The organism is Enterobacter cloacae complex sp. 2015409 (genome assembly GCF_041365315.1).
Classification (GTDB): domain Bacteria; phylum Pseudomonadota; class Gammaproteobacteria; order Enterobacterales; family Enterobacteriaceae; genus Enterobacter; species Enterobacter pseudoroggenkampii.
Genome location: NZ_JBFTVM010000001.1, coordinates 2,566,061 through 2,582,565 on the forward strand (window position 1 = coordinate 2,566,061; position 16,505 = coordinate 2,582,565).

The 16,505-nt window shown below is 57.1% G+C and carries 17 protein-coding genes; 11 read left to right on the forward strand and 6 right to left on the reverse strand.

Annotation, left to right across the window (positions count from 1 at the left end):
* From fimH to fimA, 5 genes are all read right to left on the reverse strand, one after another.
* Nucleotides 1-1,008 carry a type 1 fimbria D-mannose specific adhesin FimH gene (gene fimH, locus ACDO57_RS12545; RefSeq protein WP_024906884.1) on the reverse strand — a complete coding sequence of 336 codons (1,008 nt, stop codon included), beginning with the start codon at nucleotides 1,006-1,008 and terminating at the stop codon, nucleotides 1-3.
* Nucleotides 1,001-3,562 carry a fimbrial biogenesis usher protein gene (locus ACDO57_RS12550; RefSeq protein ID WP_024906883.1) on the reverse strand — a complete coding sequence of 854 codons (2,562 nt, stop codon included), beginning with the start codon at nucleotides 3,560-3,562 and terminating at the stop codon, nucleotides 1,001-1,003. Before ACDO57_RS12550 ends, fimH begins: the two co-directional genes overlap by 8 nt.
* A 14-nt stretch (nucleotides 3,563-3,576) precedes the next feature.
* On the reverse strand, nucleotides 3,577-4,269 hold the full coding sequence (gene fimC / locus ACDO57_RS12555; RefSeq protein WP_370884046.1) for a type 1 fimbria chaperone FimC: 693 nt from the start codon (nucleotides 4,267-4,269) through the stop codon (nucleotides 3,577-3,579).
* A gap of 34 nt (nucleotides 4,270-4,303) precedes the next feature.
* The gene (gene fimI, locus ACDO57_RS12560; protein WP_048991450.1) at nucleotides 4,304-4,849 is read right to left on the reverse strand and encodes a type 1 fimbrial protein subunit FimI; all 546 of its coding nucleotides are present in this window, start codon (nucleotides 4,847-4,849) and stop codon (nucleotides 4,304-4,306) included.
* A 68-nt stretch (nucleotides 4,850-4,917) separates the two neighbouring features.
* Complete coding sequence (fimA, locus tag ACDO57_RS12565; RefSeq protein WP_370884047.1) at nucleotides 4,918-5,481, reverse strand: type 1 fimbrial major subunit FimA; 564 nt, start codon at nucleotides 5,479-5,481, stop codon at nucleotides 4,918-4,920.
* A 309-nt stretch (nucleotides 5,482-5,790) separates the two neighbouring features.
* Here fimA and folD point away from each other — a divergent pair, with 309 nt between their 5' ends.
* From folD to ACDO57_RS12590, 5 genes are all read left to right on the forward strand, one after another.
* On the forward strand, nucleotides 5,791-6,657 hold the full coding sequence (folD, locus tag ACDO57_RS12570) for a bifunctional methylenetetrahydrofolate dehydrogenase/methenyltetrahydrofolate cyclohydrolase FolD (protein ID WP_008499332.1): 867 nt from the start codon (nucleotides 5,791-5,793) through the stop codon (nucleotides 6,655-6,657).
* A 1-nt stretch (nucleotide 6,658) separates the two neighbouring features.
* Nucleotides 6,659-6,871: a ribosome-associated protein YbcJ gene (gene ybcJ / locus ACDO57_RS12575; protein WP_023310640.1), complete on the forward strand. Its 213-nt coding sequence runs from the start codon at nucleotides 6,659-6,661 to the stop codon at nucleotides 6,869-6,871.
* A 283-nt stretch (nucleotides 6,872-7,154) separates the two neighbouring features.
* Nucleotides 7,155-8,654, forward strand: a complete 1,500-nt coding sequence (locus ACDO57_RS12580) for a PTS transporter subunit EIIC (RefSeq protein WP_024906880.1) — start codon at nucleotides 7,155-7,157, stop codon at nucleotides 8,652-8,654.
* Between the two features lie 83 nt (nucleotides 8,655-8,737).
* Entirely contained in the window at nucleotides 8,738-9,754 is a 1,017-nt protein-coding gene (malI, locus tag ACDO57_RS12585; protein WP_248272950.1) for a Mal regulon transcriptional regulator MalI, read from the forward strand.
* A gap of 73 nt (nucleotides 9,755-9,827) precedes the next feature.
* Nucleotides 9,828-10,349, forward strand: a complete 522-nt coding sequence (locus tag ACDO57_RS12590) for a metal-dependent hydrolase (protein ID WP_024906878.1) — start codon at nucleotides 9,828-9,830, stop codon at nucleotides 10,347-10,349.
* A gap of 86 nt (nucleotides 10,350-10,435) precedes the next feature.
* On the opposite strand, the gene cysS is transcribed toward ACDO57_RS12590, so the two are convergent.
* Entirely contained in the window at nucleotides 10,436-11,821 is a 1,386-nt protein-coding gene (gene cysS, locus ACDO57_RS12595; protein WP_370884048.1) for a cysteine--tRNA ligase, read from the reverse strand.
* A gap of 174 nt (nucleotides 11,822-11,995) precedes the next feature.
* Between cysS and ppiB the strand changes: the two genes are divergently transcribed.
* The 6 genes from ppiB (at nucleotide 11,996) to mnmH (ending at nucleotide 16,462) form a co-directional block, all read left to right on the forward strand.
* On the forward strand, nucleotides 11,996-12,490 hold the full coding sequence (ppiB, locus tag ACDO57_RS12600; RefSeq protein ID WP_008499327.1) for a peptidylprolyl isomerase B: 495 nt from the start codon (nucleotides 11,996-11,998) through the stop codon (nucleotides 12,488-12,490).
* A 3-nt stretch (nucleotides 12,491-12,493) separates the two neighbouring features.
* Entirely contained in the window at nucleotides 12,494-13,216 is a 723-nt protein-coding gene (gene lpxH, locus ACDO57_RS12605; RefSeq protein ID WP_370884049.1) for a UDP-2,3-diacylglucosamine diphosphatase, read from the forward strand.
* A 136-nt stretch (nucleotides 13,217-13,352) separates the two neighbouring features.
* The gene (locus tag ACDO57_RS12610; protein ID WP_008499325.1) at nucleotides 13,353-13,562 is read left to right on the forward strand and encodes a YdgH/BhsA/McbA-like domain containing protein; all 210 of its coding nucleotides are present in this window, start codon (nucleotides 13,353-13,355) and stop codon (nucleotides 13,560-13,562) included.
* Nucleotides 13,563-13,733: 171 nt separating this feature from the next.
* Entirely contained in the window at nucleotides 13,734-14,243 is a 510-nt protein-coding gene (gene purE, locus ACDO57_RS12615) for a 5-(carboxyamino)imidazole ribonucleotide mutase (protein ID WP_196345889.1), read from the forward strand.
* The gene (gene purK, locus ACDO57_RS12620; RefSeq protein ID WP_048030139.1) at nucleotides 14,240-15,307 is read left to right on the forward strand and encodes a 5-(carboxyamino)imidazole ribonucleotide synthase; all 1,068 of its coding nucleotides are present in this window, start codon (nucleotides 14,240-14,242) and stop codon (nucleotides 15,305-15,307) included. The genes purE and purK overlap by 4 nt, the downstream gene beginning before the upstream one ends.
* An 84-nt stretch (nucleotides 15,308-15,391) precedes the next feature.
* Complete coding sequence (gene mnmH / locus ACDO57_RS12625; RefSeq protein WP_370884050.1) at nucleotides 15,392-16,462, forward strand: tRNA 2-selenouridine(34) synthase MnmH; 1,071 nt, start codon at nucleotides 15,392-15,394, stop codon at nucleotides 16,460-16,462.
* Nucleotides 16,463-16,505: the final 43 nt, after the last annotated feature.

Here is a 16,505-nt window from a genome sequence, read left to right on the forward strand (position 1 = left end):
TTAGTCGTAATCCACGCGCAAATACCCGCGCGAGGTGAAACGCCCTTCCGCTGGCTTATTGCCCGTCACGCTCACCGGCCAGACCCGGATCCCCACCTGCGCCTGCGCGCTGTCGTCAAGGCGGAACGGAATTTTGCTTGTCAGGTTGTTAGGCGTGAGCGGCGCTCCGCTCTCGTTGGCAATGATGAACCCTACATCCGGGTTATCCGACACCAGCACATTATCAGAGACTTTTTCCGCCTCGACGCGCATCGTCAGCATGGCGTTTGCCTCCACGTTGGTGCATTTGATCGCAATGGTTTTGCTTTGCGATGAGACACCCTCCGGCTTGTTACCCACGCCCGCCTTGCTGAACAAAGAGGCGCCAATGTCACCGAAATCAAACTCCACCACGTTACCAGCATTAATGGCGCAGCTTTGCGGCACCTGAATGGTTCCGCTGTAGCTAATGGTATAGACCGGCGTGGTTAGCGGATCGGAGGAGGTAGTGGTGACGTAGACGCGGAACATGGTGGCGCGCGGGATCACCACCATGTTGATAAAACGCCGGGTCACCTTAAGGCGGAAGACAAGGCTGGAGTCCTGAACGCCAAACGGTTTGTTTTTGGAGACGTTAGGATGACTCCCCATCTGGATATAGCTTTTTGGCGGGTAAAACACGCCAGCGTAGCTGTCCGTGATTTTCATGGCCCCGTCCAGATAGTCGTTCAGCTTCAGATACTGGTAGCCATCGCTGGTCCCGGTGATTGGATAATCCGTCACATAGCTGCGCTTGGTGGTGTTCCCGGTCGTGCCCTTCGGGCAGACGGCATTCACCCCTACCCACTGCGATTTTTCGCTGAGCGTTACGACCTGTCCAATCTGGTTATTCGAGCTATTGAATTTATCCGTCAGGTCGTAATGCACCTCCGTCGGCACGCCTTTCTCATTGACGCACACGGTAGCGAATGCGTTTGTCGCGGGCAGTAACGCCAGCAGCGACAAGGCAAAGATTTGGGTTTTAATCACAGCTGATCCCCTTAAGTGTGATTGCCTGTTGCAGGCTCTGTTCAGACAAGCTGTAAGGTGCGCGACACTGGGACTGCGCCCCGTCGCCCCACTGGATCAGCAGTTCGCCTTCCAGCGGCAGCCCACTCAGGTAAATTTGCCCATCATCCCCCACCATGCTGGTGACACCGCTCCGGGTCTCACGGACCACCGCGCCGAACGGCACGGGCTGGTTACCGCGCATCACCGTCAGCAAAGCGCGCACGCCAATGCGGGTATCAAAGCTGGCGCGCACCAGCGCGCCTTTCGTCGGCACCACGCTGCTCACGTTGTTTTCGATATCGGTGTTGTTGCTCATGGTGTTGGTATCCAGCGCCACGCGGTTGTAGCGATAGACGGTGGCATACGGCATCACCGCGTAGCCTCGCCAGTCGGTTTTCACCCCGGTCTGGTTTTCAATGCTGACGCCTGATGCTCCCGGCGCTTTGATCAGCACGTTGGTGTCGCCCAGCGGCTGGCTGAAGGTCACGCCGTCGGCGTGTCCGACCACCCCGCCGGAGAGCTGCCAGTTGAGATCGTGCTGATCGTCGCTGTAGTTGTAGCCCACGCCCAATGTGCCGTAGGTCGCCTGCCAGTTGGCGCTGGCGCTTCCGCTTGCGCCGTTGGTGCTGGTGTGTCCCTGGGTCACGCTGTAGTTCAGGTTGCGGTCCTCCAGCAGCGTTCCGCTGACGCCGGTTTGCCAGCTTGTGTCGCCATCGCTGTTTCGACTGGCGGATGCCGTAGCGTAGGCGCGGTCAATCGCGCTGTCCCGGCGATAGCCCTGACGGGTAAAGAGGCTGAACGGCACGGAGACGTTAAATGACGCGATCCGATCGGTGCCGTCTATCCCAACGGATTTGTTCCACGACCACGAAACGGAGTAGTTGATTCCCTTCACGCCGCCCGCATAGCCCAACTGGTACCAGAGGTTCGTCTCATCGGTTCCCCAGTAGGTCTGCTCGCTACCGGAGATATAGACCGAGCCGTAGTCCCCCAGCGACTGAGATACGTTGAGCTGGAAGCGGCCTTTTTTATTCCACGTCAGGTTGTGATAACTCTGCACGTCTGGCACATCGTTATCGTTCTGGCTATCGGCATACTGATAGCCTTCCATTGAGCGCCAGGCGACATCGTCGAGGGTGTAAAAGCCTTTTGTGGAGTAGCGGTAGCCCAGCAGCTGGAAGTTGGTGCCGAAGCCGTTAAGGGATTTCGCATAGAGGAAGCGCAGAGACTGCCCTTCATGCTTGCTGTCGTCCGCAAGCTGGCTGCGGGCGTGGGTGATATCGAGCGAGACCGCGCCCCAGTCACCCAGGTTTTTTCCGGCCCCGACGGCCACCGCGGTATAGCGTGACGCCAGCTGTGTCCCGCCGTAGAGCGTGTAACCGTTGGCAAGACCGGTAATCAGGGTGCCCTGGGTGAAGAACGGCGTATCCTGATCGCTGTTACCGCTGCGGTAATCCCCCGCGACGAGGTCGTACTTCCAGCGCCCTTCACGCTGCAGAAGCGGCACGGTGGAGTACGGCACGGTATAGCGCTGCTGGGTGCCGTCTTTCTCTTCGACCGTGACCTCCAGGTCACCGCTTGAGGAGGTCGGGTTAAGATCGGTAATGGCAAATGCGCCCGGCTGGACATAGCTTTGATAGATAACGTAGCCATTCTGGCGAACCACCACTTTGGCGGGCGTACGGGCGATCCCGCGCACGGTCGGCGCGTAGCCCTGCAGGCTGTCCGGGTACATGCTGTCAGACGAGAAGAGCCGCCCGCCGCGGAACCCCATGCTGTCGAAAACGTCATTCCCGGTATTGCTGTCGCCCAGCACCAGTTCGCTTTTCAGCGGGATAACGGTGCGCTGCGCCCAGGTGCCAATATTCTGCCACTCGCTGTGCCGCTGCCCGTTATTCTGCGTGTACCGCCATGCGCCGTTGTTACGTAAACGCCAGGCGCCATAGTTCAACCCGCTTTGCAGGTTCAGATAATAGCTGTCGTCTTCGCTTCCCCGGTTACCGGTGAAGCTGTAGTTCACCAGCGCGGCGGGAATGCCTTCATCCCACTGTTCGGGCGGAATATACCCCCGGGCGCTGTTCTGCAACGCCACCTGCGGCAGGCTGACGTCCAGACGCTGTGAGGCAAAGTTGAATACCGTTTCGCTGCCGGGTATGGCCGTAGCCAGCGGAACGCAGGTCTCGCCCTGCACCTTAGCCAGCTCGGGAAACGCCGCGACGTTAACGCCAAAGCGATCGAGCATCGCGCGCGTAATGCAGGCCGATAAACCGCCCGCCACCGGTGGCGTATTCTCGGCCTGCTCAAAACGCACGTCCTGGGTACCGATAAACTCATCGTTGCGCCAGATATCCACGCGATAAACGCCGGGTGCCTGCTGGTGTCCTTGTTCAAAACGCGACAAATCCGCCACGCTGGCGGTGTCGTCGGACAAAAAGGCCGGGTTGAAATAGCTTTCGCTCCAGCCAGCCTGCGGCCAGAGCGCAGCCATCAGCGCCAGCGCAACCGGGCAGTAACGTCTCTGGTGGTTTTTCATCGCCCTGACTCTGCTCACAGGTTGACGCTACGCGCCGGGGTGATGGCACCGTAGTCATTCACGCTCTGCCAGGAAAGCGTACCGCTGGCACCGGCTGGCAGCACCTGCTGAGCCGAGCTTTTCGGCGCAACCATCAGGTTATCCAGCTGCTGCCCGCCCAGCTTCAGATTGACGAGGGTGATGTAATACGGGGACGCGTTGCTAACTTTGAGGTGGTTACCCGCGCGCTCAAACCGCAGCTGGGAAAGCGCCTCTTCCGGCTGCATCGCAAGGTTGTTAGGGCGTACAAACAGCTTGATGCGCGAGAGGATCGCCAGCTGCAGCACGTTATTGTTTTCCGTTTTCGCTTTGTTCACTGACGGGATCGCCTTCACGTTCATGTAAAACAGCGATTCGCGGTCGGCAGGCAGCGCCGGCCCGGCGTAAATAATGCGCAGCGTGTTTTCACTGTTCGGCTCGCTAACAAACAGGGGCGGCGTGACGGCAAAGGTTTTTTCTTTTTGCCCGTTCGCATTTTCGATCCACGCGTTAATTAAATAGCGTTCCTGTTTGTTGCTGTTGGTGATCGCCAGCGACGTTTGCTTCGCCTCTGCGGGATAAATAACACGCGTGGCCCCCAGCGCAATACCGCCGGATGCATTTGCGCAGGCAGAAATCATCATCAAAATAAACGATAAAAAAAGTCCTGGTTTAATTAGGGTATTCATCACAACCGTACCTTTAATAATGTGTTCGCAGGTGTTATGGATAAATCAACGTAAACCAGACATCCGACTGAATTTTGCCTGGCTCGAGATGTTCGGAAATAGCCCGATAGCGAGCGCTAAAATGGAACGCGAGCTCGCGGGTTTCGATCGGCAGCCAACTGATGGCCGTGGCGTTTGGGATAATCTGACGCTGCTGTTCGTCAAAGAGCGCCAGCCCGACGCCGCTGCTGACAGGTGTTTCACCCGGCCGCGATGTCGCCAGAAAGACCTGCGGATCCTCTGCGGGTGTGACGCCCTGAAACTGGATCCCCACGGTGCGCGAAACATCCACGCTGCAGTCCAGCAGCCGCACGGTGAAAGGCACATTCACCGTGGAAAAACTGCCCACGCCGGAAAATGAATTGGTTCGGTACTGCCCCATGTCGATGCGCATATTCTGGCTGTCGGGCGCCACGGCGCAGCCGCCGTTCACCAGTTCACCCCGAAGATGAACCTTGCCACCTTCGATCACCACGGTATGCGCCGATGCCGGGCAAGCCATCGCAAGGGTTAACAGCAGTAGTGTTCCAGTCCTTGTCATCCTTCGTTCCTGGCAATAGCGTATGACGGGCCTCGTCCCTGAGGCCTGAACATCCCTGTGCGGAGGAATTACTCGTATTTCATTACGAAGGTGGCGTCAGCGTTCGCCTGGCCCGGCTCGGTGGTGGCAGCCGTTGATTTATAACGCGCGGTGAACTTCAGGGTGTTGGTCCCTTCGATCAGCGTCTGCGCAGCAGAGAAGGTCGCGCCGTCTGGGGTCAGAACGCTGGATTTGCTGTCGAGGATCTCGATACCCACGCCTTTCGCGGTGTTGTCGTTGTTACCGGAGGTCACGGCCAGCAGGGTTTTGTCGGTTGGGTCGATCTGACCGGTGAACGCAACAGCTGCAGTTTTGGCAACCAGCGGATCGCAATCATTCAGTTCAATGTTGAATGGAATATTAGAGGTGGTGTCGCCCACTTTAGTAAATTTCGCGGTGCGATACTGACCCAGATTAACGGTCTGCTCGGAAGAATCCGTATTTACTGAACAAGCGGCATTAACCAGCTCACCTTTAAAATGTACGTTACCGCCATTTACGGAAACCGGCGCAGCAGGATCTGCTGCATTTGCGGCACCCGCAACCAGGGCCAAAGTTGCAATAACAGTAGAAGCAATGTTGCTGAGTTTCATGTCTATTCCTTTAAAATGTAAATAACCCTTCCCGCGAATAATCGGGAATAAGAAATACGTTCAATTGAGTAATTGAAAGCTTATTTCGGAGGAGACAAAGTAGCTCAGGAGGCGATTTTTAAATATGTCAAAACGCTGCCATTTCGCCAGGTCACATCCTAATCCCGCCTAAGAAATTGACCATCCCTTAAGAAGGGTTTTTGCGTCTTGCTGATAAAAACGCGTAAAGGGTGACTGACAGCGAGGCTCGCTTCTGACAAAATACACGCATCCCCCCTTTCGAACGTTACAGACGGAATCTTCTCTCTGATGGCAGCAAAGATTATTGACGGTAAAACGATTGCGCAGCAGGTGCGCTCTGAGGTCGCGGAAAAAGTGAAGGCGCGTAAAGCCGCCGGAAAACGCGCCCCCGGGCTGGCCGTTGTGCTGGTTGGCAGCAACCCGGCATCGCAGATTTATGTCGGCAGCAAGCGCAAAGCGTGTGAAGAGGTCGGCTTCGTCTCCCGCTCTTACGATTTGCCGGAAACCACCAGCGAAGCAGAACTGCTGGAACTTATTGACACTCTGAATGCCGATAAAGAGATCGACGGCATTCTGGTTCAGTTGCCGCTGCCAGCAGGTATCGACAACGTGAAGGTGCTGGAGCGTATCGCACCGGATAAAGACGTGGACGGTTTCCATCCGTACAACGTTGGCCGCCTGTGCCAGCGTGCGCCGCGTCTGCGCCCGTGCACGCCGCGCGGCATTGTGACGCTGCTGGAGCGTTATAACATCGACACCTACGGCCTGAACGCCGTGGTGATTGGTGCCTCTAACATCGTGGGCCGTCCGATGAGCATGGAGCTGCTGCTGGCCGGCTGCACCACCACCGTGACCCACCGCTTCACCAAGAACCTGCGTCACCACGTCGAAAATGCCGATCTGCTGATCGTCGCGGTCGGTAAGCCGGGCTTTATTCCGGGCGAGTGGATTAAAGAGGGTGCAATCGTCGTGGACGTCGGGATTAACCGTCTGGAAAACGGCAAAGTGGTTGGCGACGTGGTGTATGAAGATGCCGCCGCGCGCGCCTCTTACATTACCCCCGTACCGGGCGGCGTAGGTCCAATGACCGTCGCAACGCTGATTCAGAATACTTTGCAGGCATGCGAAGAATATCACGACGTAGAGGACGCGTAAGATGGCGACTTTTTCATTAGGTAAACACCCGCACGTTGAGCTGTGCGATCTGCTCAAGCTGGAAGGCTGGAGCGAAAGCGGCGCGCAGGCGAAAATCGTTATCGCCGACGGGCGGGTGAAAGTCGACGGCGTGGTAGAAACGCGCAAGCGCTGCAAGATTGTCGCGGGCCAGACCGTGAGCTTTGAAGGACAGAGCGTAACCGTGACGGCCTGAGCCCTTTGATGCCCGGTGGCGCTGCGCTTACCGGGCCTACGTACGGTCTCCGTTTGTAGGCCGGGTAAGGCGAAGCCGCCACCCGGCAATTTCTCTCACTATCCCCTCACACCCATCACGGTTATTTATCGATCAACTTCAAATAATCACTATTTCATCTGTTGAAACGTGAAAATTCAGTTGCGCGTTTTTCACTCTTTGCCCACGATAAGTAGAACGTTCTACTAAAACGTTCTACTTACAATAACAGCGCCAAAAAAAGCGCTACTCGGGGGAAATCAGCATGAGTCTGATATCAGGGTTTGTTAAATCGCTGTCTAAGTTATCGATGATTGGTCGCGCCTTAATGCTGCCAATTTCACTGCTTCCCGCTGCGGGCCTGCTGCTGGCCTTCGGCGATAAGTTCCATCTGCCGCTGATGATGAACGCGGGCGGGGTTATTTTTGATAACCTGCCAATGCTGTTTGCCATTGGCTCCGCTGTGGGTCTGGCGTCAGAATCCGGCATCGCGGCGCTGTCTGCGGCCGTTTCGGTGTTTGTCACCAATATCACCATCAGCACCGTGCTGAGCATCACGCCGGAAATGGCCTCCCAGGGCGGGAAATACGCCATGGTGGTGGGCATTCCGACGCTGCAGATGGGCGTCTTCGGCGGCCTGATCTGCGGTATTCTCGCGGCCTGGTGCTATAACCGCTTCCACACCATGCAGCTGCCGGAGTTCCTGGGCTTCTTTTCCGGCAAGCGCTTCGTGGCGATTGCAACGGCGTTCCTCTCGTTCCTGATGGGGCTGCTGCTGCCGTACGTCTGGCAGCATATCCAGGCCGGTATCGACGCGCTCTCCGTGGTGGTGAACGGCGATAATCAGGCGGCGTCGACCTTTATCTTCGGTCTGGTGGAACGCGCGCTGATCCCGCTCGGTCTGCACCATATCTGGTATCCGTCGTTCTGGTATTCGTTTGGAGATTACACCACCCAGGCAGGCCAGGTGATCCATGGCGACCAGACCATCTGGTTCAAGATGCTTGAAGAAGGGGTGAAATCTTTCAGCAGCGATACCTACCAGAACGCCGGTAAGTTCATGCAGGGTGAATTCCCGCTGATGCTGTTCGCGCTGCCCGCCGCGTGCCTGGCGATGTATCACGAAGCCCATACGAAGAATAAGAAAATCGCGGCCGGTATTCTGTTCTCCGCGGCGCTCACCTGCTTCCTGACGGGGATCACCGAACCGGTTGAGTTTACCTTTATCTTCGTGGCGCCGATTCTGTACGTCTTTAACGCCATCATGGCGGGTCTGGCCTACATGACCATGTACCTGCTGCATGCGCATATCGCCAAGTCGTTCTCTGCGGGCTTTATCGACTATCTGTCATTCGGGATCCTGCCGTCGTTTAACGGCTACCAGACCCACTTCCTGAGCGCCATTATCATCGGCATTCCAATGGGCCTGATTTATTACTTCACGTTCCGCTTTGTGATCCGTCGCTTCGACGTGAAAACGCCGGGCCGCACTGAAGTGACCGCCAACGCGGATGAGAAATCGGATTCTGAACTCGCGACCGAGATCATCACCCTGCTGGGCGGGGCGCATAACATCGACTCCGTCGGCGCCTGTATCACCCGTCTTCGCCTGGAAGTGACAAAAAGTGAGGTGGTGGATAAAGACGGCCTGAACGGACTCGGCGCGCGCGGCGTGGTCTTTGTCGGCGACAACGGTATTCAGGTGATTTTCGGTGCCAGAGCACAGTTTATCGCCCAGACCATGTCCACCATGATCGGCAAATAATAAGATGCCTGAACGACACGTCTCCTGTACGCTGAGAGACGTGTTTTATCTGGCTGATAATCGGTAAATTTCAGGGAGCGGTTTTGAAGAAAGTCAGCATTATTGATGTCGCAAAGCACGCGGGTGTGTCGGTTTCAACCGTCTCGCTGGTGCTGCGCCAGAAAGGGAAAATCTCAGAGGCAACGATCGAGAAGGTCAACGCTGCCATCAATACGCTGGGCTATGTTCATAACGTTGCCGCTGCCAACCTCCGCGCCAATACGTCCAATCTGATTGGCCTGATCCTCCGTGACTTTAGCGACAGTTTCTCCATCAAGGTGATGGCGAGCATCGTTCAGGATCTTGAAAAACAGGGGTATATGGTTTTTCTCGGCCAGCCCCAGAACGACCATGACCAACTTGAGCGCTGCCTGCTGTCGTTTAAGCAGCAGGGCGTCGCCGGGGTGATCTATCTGGCCTCGGATACCCGCACCTCTACCCTACCGGAACAGATTCGCCGCTGCCCGCTACCGCTGGTGGTGGTCTCTCAGTCGCTGCTGGATGAAAAATGCAATCTGGTGATGCGCGACAACCGTCAGGCGGCAAACCTGGCGGTGCGTTATCTTATCGAGCGCGGCCATCGCAATATCGCCTACATTGGCGGACGTGAAGGCTGCCTTATCCGCGAGCAGCGCCTGCTCGGTTTTCGCAGCGCGATGACGCAAAACGGGCTGGTCTGGCGCGATGAATACTCTCCGGCCTGCAGCGATGACACTCTGGCCGCGGGTTTCGCCACCCGCCAGCTGCTGGAAAAAAACAATACTATCACCGCCCTGCTCTGCCACTCGCCGGATGCCATGATCGGCTCCATCTCCGGTATTCATCAGGTCGGGCGTACGGTGGGTAAAGATGTGTTTTTAACACAGCAGGTCGCGCTGGTCGGTTTCGAAGATATGCTCCACGTTAACCTCACCTCGCCGTCATTTACCTACGTCTCGTCCGCCAGCGAAGAGACGGGGCGTCAGGCGGCCGGGCTGATTATTCGCACTCTGAAGGAGCCGACGCTGCAAACCCAGCGCATTACGCTTTCCGGGCAGCTTATCGCGCGCGAGTCGGCGTAAAATAAGAATTTGACGCGGGTCTGCTGGCGCGGGTTTACTGCTATATTTCCATGATTTGCCATGGATAATGTCAATGCCTACCGTTATTACGCACGCTGCTGTTCCGCTTTGTCTGGGCTTAGGCCTGGGGACAAAAGTTATCCCACCCCGCCTGCTGTTTGCCGGGATTGTTCTCGCCATGCTGCCGGACGCCGACGTGCTGGCGTTTAAGTTCGGCGTCGCGTATGGAAATGTTTTCGGCCATCGCGGCTTTACCCACTCCCTGCTGTTTGCCTTTGCGGTGCCGATACTTTGCGTGCTGACTGGACGACGATGGTTCAGGGCCAGCCTGACGCGGTGCTGGCTGTTTTTAACGGTATCACTGCTGTCGCACAGCCTGCTGGATTCGATTACCACAGGCGGAAAAGGCGTCGGCTGGCTGTGGCCGTGGTCAGATGAACGCTTCTTTGCACCGTGGCAGGTGATTAAGGTCGCGCCGTTTGCGCTCTCACGCTATACCACGCCGTACGGGCATCAGGTGATTATTTCAGAACTGCTGTGGGTGTGGCTGCCGGGGGTTGTGCTAATGGGAATGTTGTGGTGGAGAAGAAGGTAAAAAAAAGCCGGGTGGCGGCTGCGCCTTACCCGGCCTACTTTTACCCGTAGGCCCGGTAAGCGTAAGCGCCACCGGGCGTTACAGACTTACTTACGGCGCCAGGTGGTACCCTGCGGTCCGTCTTCCAGAATGATGCCCATCTCGGTCAGACGGTTACGCGCCGCATCGGCCGCCGCCCAGTCTTTCGCCTGACGCGCTTCCAGACGCGCTTTGATCAACGCTTCAATTTCCGCCACTTCGCCGTCGTCCGCCTGCGCACCGCTCTGCAGGAACACGTCCGGATCCTGCTCCAGCAGGCCGAGCACGGAAGAGATCTTACGCAGATGAGACGCCAGCGCATTCGCCGCCGCCATATCTTCTGACTTCAGGCGGTTCACTTCGCGCGCCATGTCGAACAGCACGGAGTAGGCTTCCGGGGTGTTGAAGTCGTCGTTCATCACCTCAACAAAGCGTGCTTCGAACGCTTCGCCGCCTGCCGCCGGAACAGACCTGTCGGTCCCGCGCAGCGCGGTGTACAGACGCTCCAGCGCCGAGCGCGCCTGCTTCAGATTCTCTTCGCTGTAGTTCAGCTGGCTGCGATAGTGGCCAGACATCAGGAAGTAGCGCACGGTTTCCGCGTCGTAATACTTCAGCACGTCGCGCACGGTAAAGAAGTTGCCCAGCGATTTCGACATCTTCTCGCGGTCAACCATTACCATCCCGGAGTGCATCCAGTAATTTACGTACTCGCCGCCGTGGGCGCAGGTGGACTGCGCGATTTCGTTTTCGTGGTGCGGGAACATCAGGTCTGAGCCACCGCCGTGAATGTCGAAGTGCTTGCCCAGCTGTTTGCAGTTCATCGCAGAACATTCAATGTGCCAGCCCGGACGGCCTTCGCCCCACGGGGATGGCCAGCTTGGCTCACCCTCTTTGGACATCTTCCACAGCACGAAGTCCATCGGGTTACGCTTCACGTCAACCACGTCGACACGGGCACCGGCCTGGAGCTGATCCAGATCCTGACGGGAAAGCGCACCGTAGGTTGGGTCCGTCGGCACGGAGAACATCACGTCGCCGTTGTCGGCAACATACGCATGACCGCGGGCGATCAGCTTTTCGGTGATCTCGATGATTTCGTGAATATGGTGGGTCGCGCGCGGCTCGCTGTCCGGACGCAGAATATTGAGGGCGTCGAAGTCTTTGTGCATCTCAGCGATCATGCGATCCACCAGCGCGACAAAGCTTTCGCCATTTTCATTGGCGCGCTTGATGATCTTATCGTCGATGTCGGTAATGTTGCGCACGTATTTCAGGTTGTACCCCAGAAAACGCAGGTAGCGTGACACCACGTCGAAGGCGACAAAGGTACGGCCATGGCCAATGTGACAGAGATCGTAAACCGTAATACCACACACGTACATGCCGACTTCCCCGGCATGGATAGGTTTAAATTCCTCTTTTTGGCGCGTCATTGTATTAAAGATTTTTAACATCGAAGATTCCATGTAAACACGTGTGTGGTTGAAAACCGGCTATTCTACCCGTAATTCAAACCCGAAGCAGCACACAATGCAAGGTGATCGCATCCTGTGGTTATGCTATAACAAGCCCCTATAGATGACCCGAAGGCGGGTCGACGTACCACAATAACGGAACAGGATGCAAAAATGGTTACTTTCCACACTAATCATGGCGATATCGTAATCAAAACCTTTGATGACAAAGCGCCTGAAACAGTTAAAAACTTCCTGGACTACTGCCGCGAAGGTTTCTACAACAACACCATTTTCCACCGCGTGATCAACGGTTTTATGATCCAGGGCGGCGGTTTCGAACCTGGCATGAACCAGAAAGCCACTAAAGAGCCGATCAAGAACGAAGCGAACAACGGCCTGAAAAACACCCGCGGCACGCTGGCGATGGCACGTACTCAGGCGCCTCACTCTGCTACTGCACAGTTCTTCATTAACGTGGCGGACAACGACTTCCTGAACTTCTCCGGCGAAAGCCTGCAGGGTTGGGGCTACTGCGTATTCGCAGAAGTGGTTGAAGGTATGGACGTGGTTGACAAGATCAAAGCCGTCTCTACTGGCCGCAGCGGTATGCACCAGGACGTTCCAAAAGAAGACGTTGTGATTACAAGCGTGACCGTCAGCGAGTAATTGGTGGCGACACTCTTTATTGCGGATCTTCATCTGCAAACAGAAGAACCGGCGATAACCGCCGGTTTTCTGCGTTTTTTACGCGGTGAAGCGAAAAGCGCCGATGCGCTGTACATACTGGGCGACCTCTTTGAAGCCTGGATTGGCGACGATGATCCTAACCCGCTGCACCGTGAAATGGCCGCCGCCATTCACGCGCTGGTGGATTCGGGCGTCCCCTGCTACTTCATTCACGGCAACCGTGATTTCCTGATCGGCAAGCGCTACGCCCATGAAAGCGGCATGACGCTGCTGCCGGAAGAAGAGGTGCTCGACCTCTACGGCCGCAAGGTGCTGATTATGCACGGCGACACGCTCTGCACCGACGATACCGGCTACCTGGCGTTTCGCGCCAAAGTCCACACCCCGTGGATCCAGAAGGTGTTCCTTGCCCTGCCGCTGTTTATCCGCAACCGCATCGCCGTCAGAATGCGCGCAGGCAGTAAAGCCGCCAACAGCAGCAAATCCATGACCATCATGGACGTCAATCCACAGGCGGTCGTGCGGGTGATGGAAAAGCATGACGTTCAGTGGCTCATCCACGGTCATACCCATCGTCCTGACGTGCATTCCCTTATCGCCAACGGCGAACCGGCCCATCGCGTGGTATTAGGTGCCTGGCACACCGAAGGCTCTATGGTCAAAGTCACGCCTGAGGGCGTGGAGCTGATCGCGTTTCCGTTTTAACCCCCTTCATATCATTCTATTTTTTTGAACAATAACGGCAAATTGTTTCGATTTTAATCAGCCCGTGGTCGGCCTATTATTTATCACATCAGGGCAACATGCCCTATCCCAGACAAAACACTTAAGGAATACGACCATGAAATCCATCAAAACTTTCGTTGCAGTTGCAGCTCTCTCGCTGGTTTCTTTCGGTTCTTTCGCGCAGAGCGTGAGTGCAACCGCCTCTACCCTTGACCGCGCAGAAGCGAAAATCGCTGCACAGGCTGCTGAACAGGGCGCGTCTTACAAAATCACCAGCGCGAAGGTCGACAACCGCGTGTATATGACCGCAGAACTGACGAAATAATGATTGCCCATCGACAAAAACAGACCGCCAGAATGCGGTCTGTTTTGTTATGAATTGATGGCAACAACGGCTCAAGATTTAACCGCGCAACCGTTTTCCTTGCCCGTATAACATGCTATTCTCTGTGCCCTCGAAAGCAGTGTGTTTCGCACCACAGGAGTTTTAAGACGCATGTCTTCCCGCAATAATCCGGCGCGTGTCGCCATCGTGATGGGGTCCAAAAGCGACTGGGCTACCATGCAGTTCGCCGCCGAAATCTTTGACATCCTGAATGTTCCGCACCACGTTGAAGTGGTCTCCGCGCACCGTACACCGGACAAACTGTTCAGCTTCGCCGAAAGCGCCGAAGAGAACGGTTATGAGGTGATCATTGCCGGTGCGGGCGGCGCAGCACATCTGCCGGGCATGATTGCCGCCAAAACCCTGTTGCCGGTGCTGGGCGTCCCGGTACAAAGCGCCGCGTTAAGCGGTGTGGACAGCCTCTACTCCATCGTTCAGATGCCGCGTGGCATTCCCGTCGGCACGCTGGCGATTGGTAAAGCGGGCGCCGCCAATGCCGCCCTGCTGGCCGCGCAGATCCTGGCGACGCACGATAAAGACTTACATCAGCGTCTGGCGGCGTGGCGTAAAGCCCAGACCGACGAGGTGCTGGACAATCCAGACCCGCGGGGTGCCGCATGAAGCAGGTTTGCGTTCTCGGTAACGGCCAGCTAGGCCGCATGCTGCGTCAGGCTGGCGAACCGCTGGCGATTTCCGTCTGGCCCGTCGGCCTGGACGCCGAGCCGGAAGCGGTACCGTTCCACCAGAGCGTCATTACCGCTGAGATCGAACGCTGGCCGGAGACCGCCCTGACCCGCGAGCTGGCGCGTCATAACGCCTTCGTTAACCGCGACGTGTTCCCGATCATTGCCGACCGTCTGACGCAAAAGCAGCTTTTCGACAAGCTGGGCCTCGCAACCGCACCGTGGCAGCTCCTGTCTGATAAAAGCGAGTGGAACGACGTCTTCGCCATGCTGGGCGAGCTGGCGATCGTGAAGCGCCGCGTGGGTGGCTACGACGGCCGCGGCCAGTGGCGCCTGCGCGCAGGCGATACCGCCGAGCTGCCGGATGATTGCTACGGCGAGTGCATTGTTGAGCAGGGCATCAACTTTAGCGGTGAAGTGTCGCTGGTTGGCGCGCGCGGTCATGACGGGCATACCGTGTTTTATCCGCTGACGCATAACCTGCATCAGGACGGCATTCTGCGCACCAGCGTGGCCTTCCCGCAGGCCAATGCTGACCACCAGGCGCAGGCGGAAGAGATGCTCTCTGCCATCATGCACGAGCTCGGATACGTGGGTGTGATGGCGATGGAGTGCTTTATCACCCCGTCTGGTCTGCTGATCAACGAGCTGGCACCGCGCGTGCACAACAGCGGCCACTGGACGCAAAACGGCGCCTCCATCAGCCAGTTCGAGCTGCACCTGCGCGCGATTACCGACCTGCCGCTGCCGCAGCCGGTGGTGAACAGCCCGTCGGTGATGATCAACCTGATCGGAACCGATCTGAACTACGACTGGCTGAAGCTGCCGCTGGTGCATCTGCACTGGTATGACAAAGAAGTTCGTCCGGGTCGTAAGGTTGGCCACCTGAACCTCAACGACAGCGACACGGGCCGCCTGAGCGCCACCCTGGAAGCCATGATCCCTCTCCTGCCGCCGGAATATGCGAGCGGCATCGTCTGGGCACAGTCAAAGCTCAAGTAAGACATCTGCGCCGGGGAGTTGACCTTCCCCTTCCCCGGCGTACAATCCCCGCCCATTGCTGCTGAGTTTTCTTCTGGATTAACCATGAACGATGGAACGGACTATCGCGCGATCCTCGCGTCTGATACCCCTTTAATCGACGTTCGCGCGCCGATCGAATTTGCCCAGGGTGCGATACCCGCCGCCATTAACCTGCCGTTGATGAATGACGACGAACGCGCCGCCGTCGGCACCTGCTATAAACGCCAGGGCCCCGAGGCCGCGCTGGCGCTTGGCCATAGCCTGGTGAACGGCGAGACGCGTGAGACACGTATAAACGCCTGGCGGGAAGCCAGCCTTGCCCATCCTGAGGGCTTTCTCTGCTGCGCGCGCGGCGGTCAGCGCTCGCATATCTCGCAGGCCTGGCTTAAAGAGGCGGGCATCGACTACCCGCTGATCCGCGGCGGCTATAAAGCCCTGCGCCAGACGGCGATTCAGGTGACGATTGAGCAGTCACAAAAGCCGATGGTGCTTATCGGCGGCTGTACCGGAAACGGTAAAACCCTCCTGGTGAAGCAGCACGCACAGGGCATCGATCTGGAAGGGCTGGCGCACCATCGCGGTTCGTCGTTTGGCCGCACGCTCACGCCGCAGCTTTCCCAGGCGAGCTTTGAAAACCACCTTGCGGTTGAGCTATTGAAAAAAGACGCCGCGCGCTGGGTGCTGGAAGATGAAGGCCGGATGATTGGCTCCAACCACCTGCCGGAGTGCCTGCGTGACCGCATGGTTGAAGCGCCTATCGTGGTGGTAGAGGATCCGTTTGAGATCCGTCTTGAACGCCTGCGCGAAGAGTATTTCGACCATATGTGGGCAGATTTTTCTGCTGCCTACGGCGAAGAAGCGGGCTGGAAAGAGTACAGCGAGTACCTGCACCACGGCCTGTTCGCCATTCGCCGCCGTCTGGGGCTGCAGCGCTTTGCGGAATTTACCGTCTTACTGGACGCCGCGCTTGTCAAACAACAACGTACTGGCAGCACGGATGCGCACTTCAGCTGGCTTGTACCGCTCCTGAACGACTATTACGACCCGATGTACGGCTATCAGCTGGAGAAGAAAGCGGAGAAGATTGTGTATCGCGGGACGTATGGCGAGGTAGCTGACTGGCTTAATCGCTAAAAGAAAGCCGGGTGGCGAGGTAAAAGCAAAACGGCAACCACGG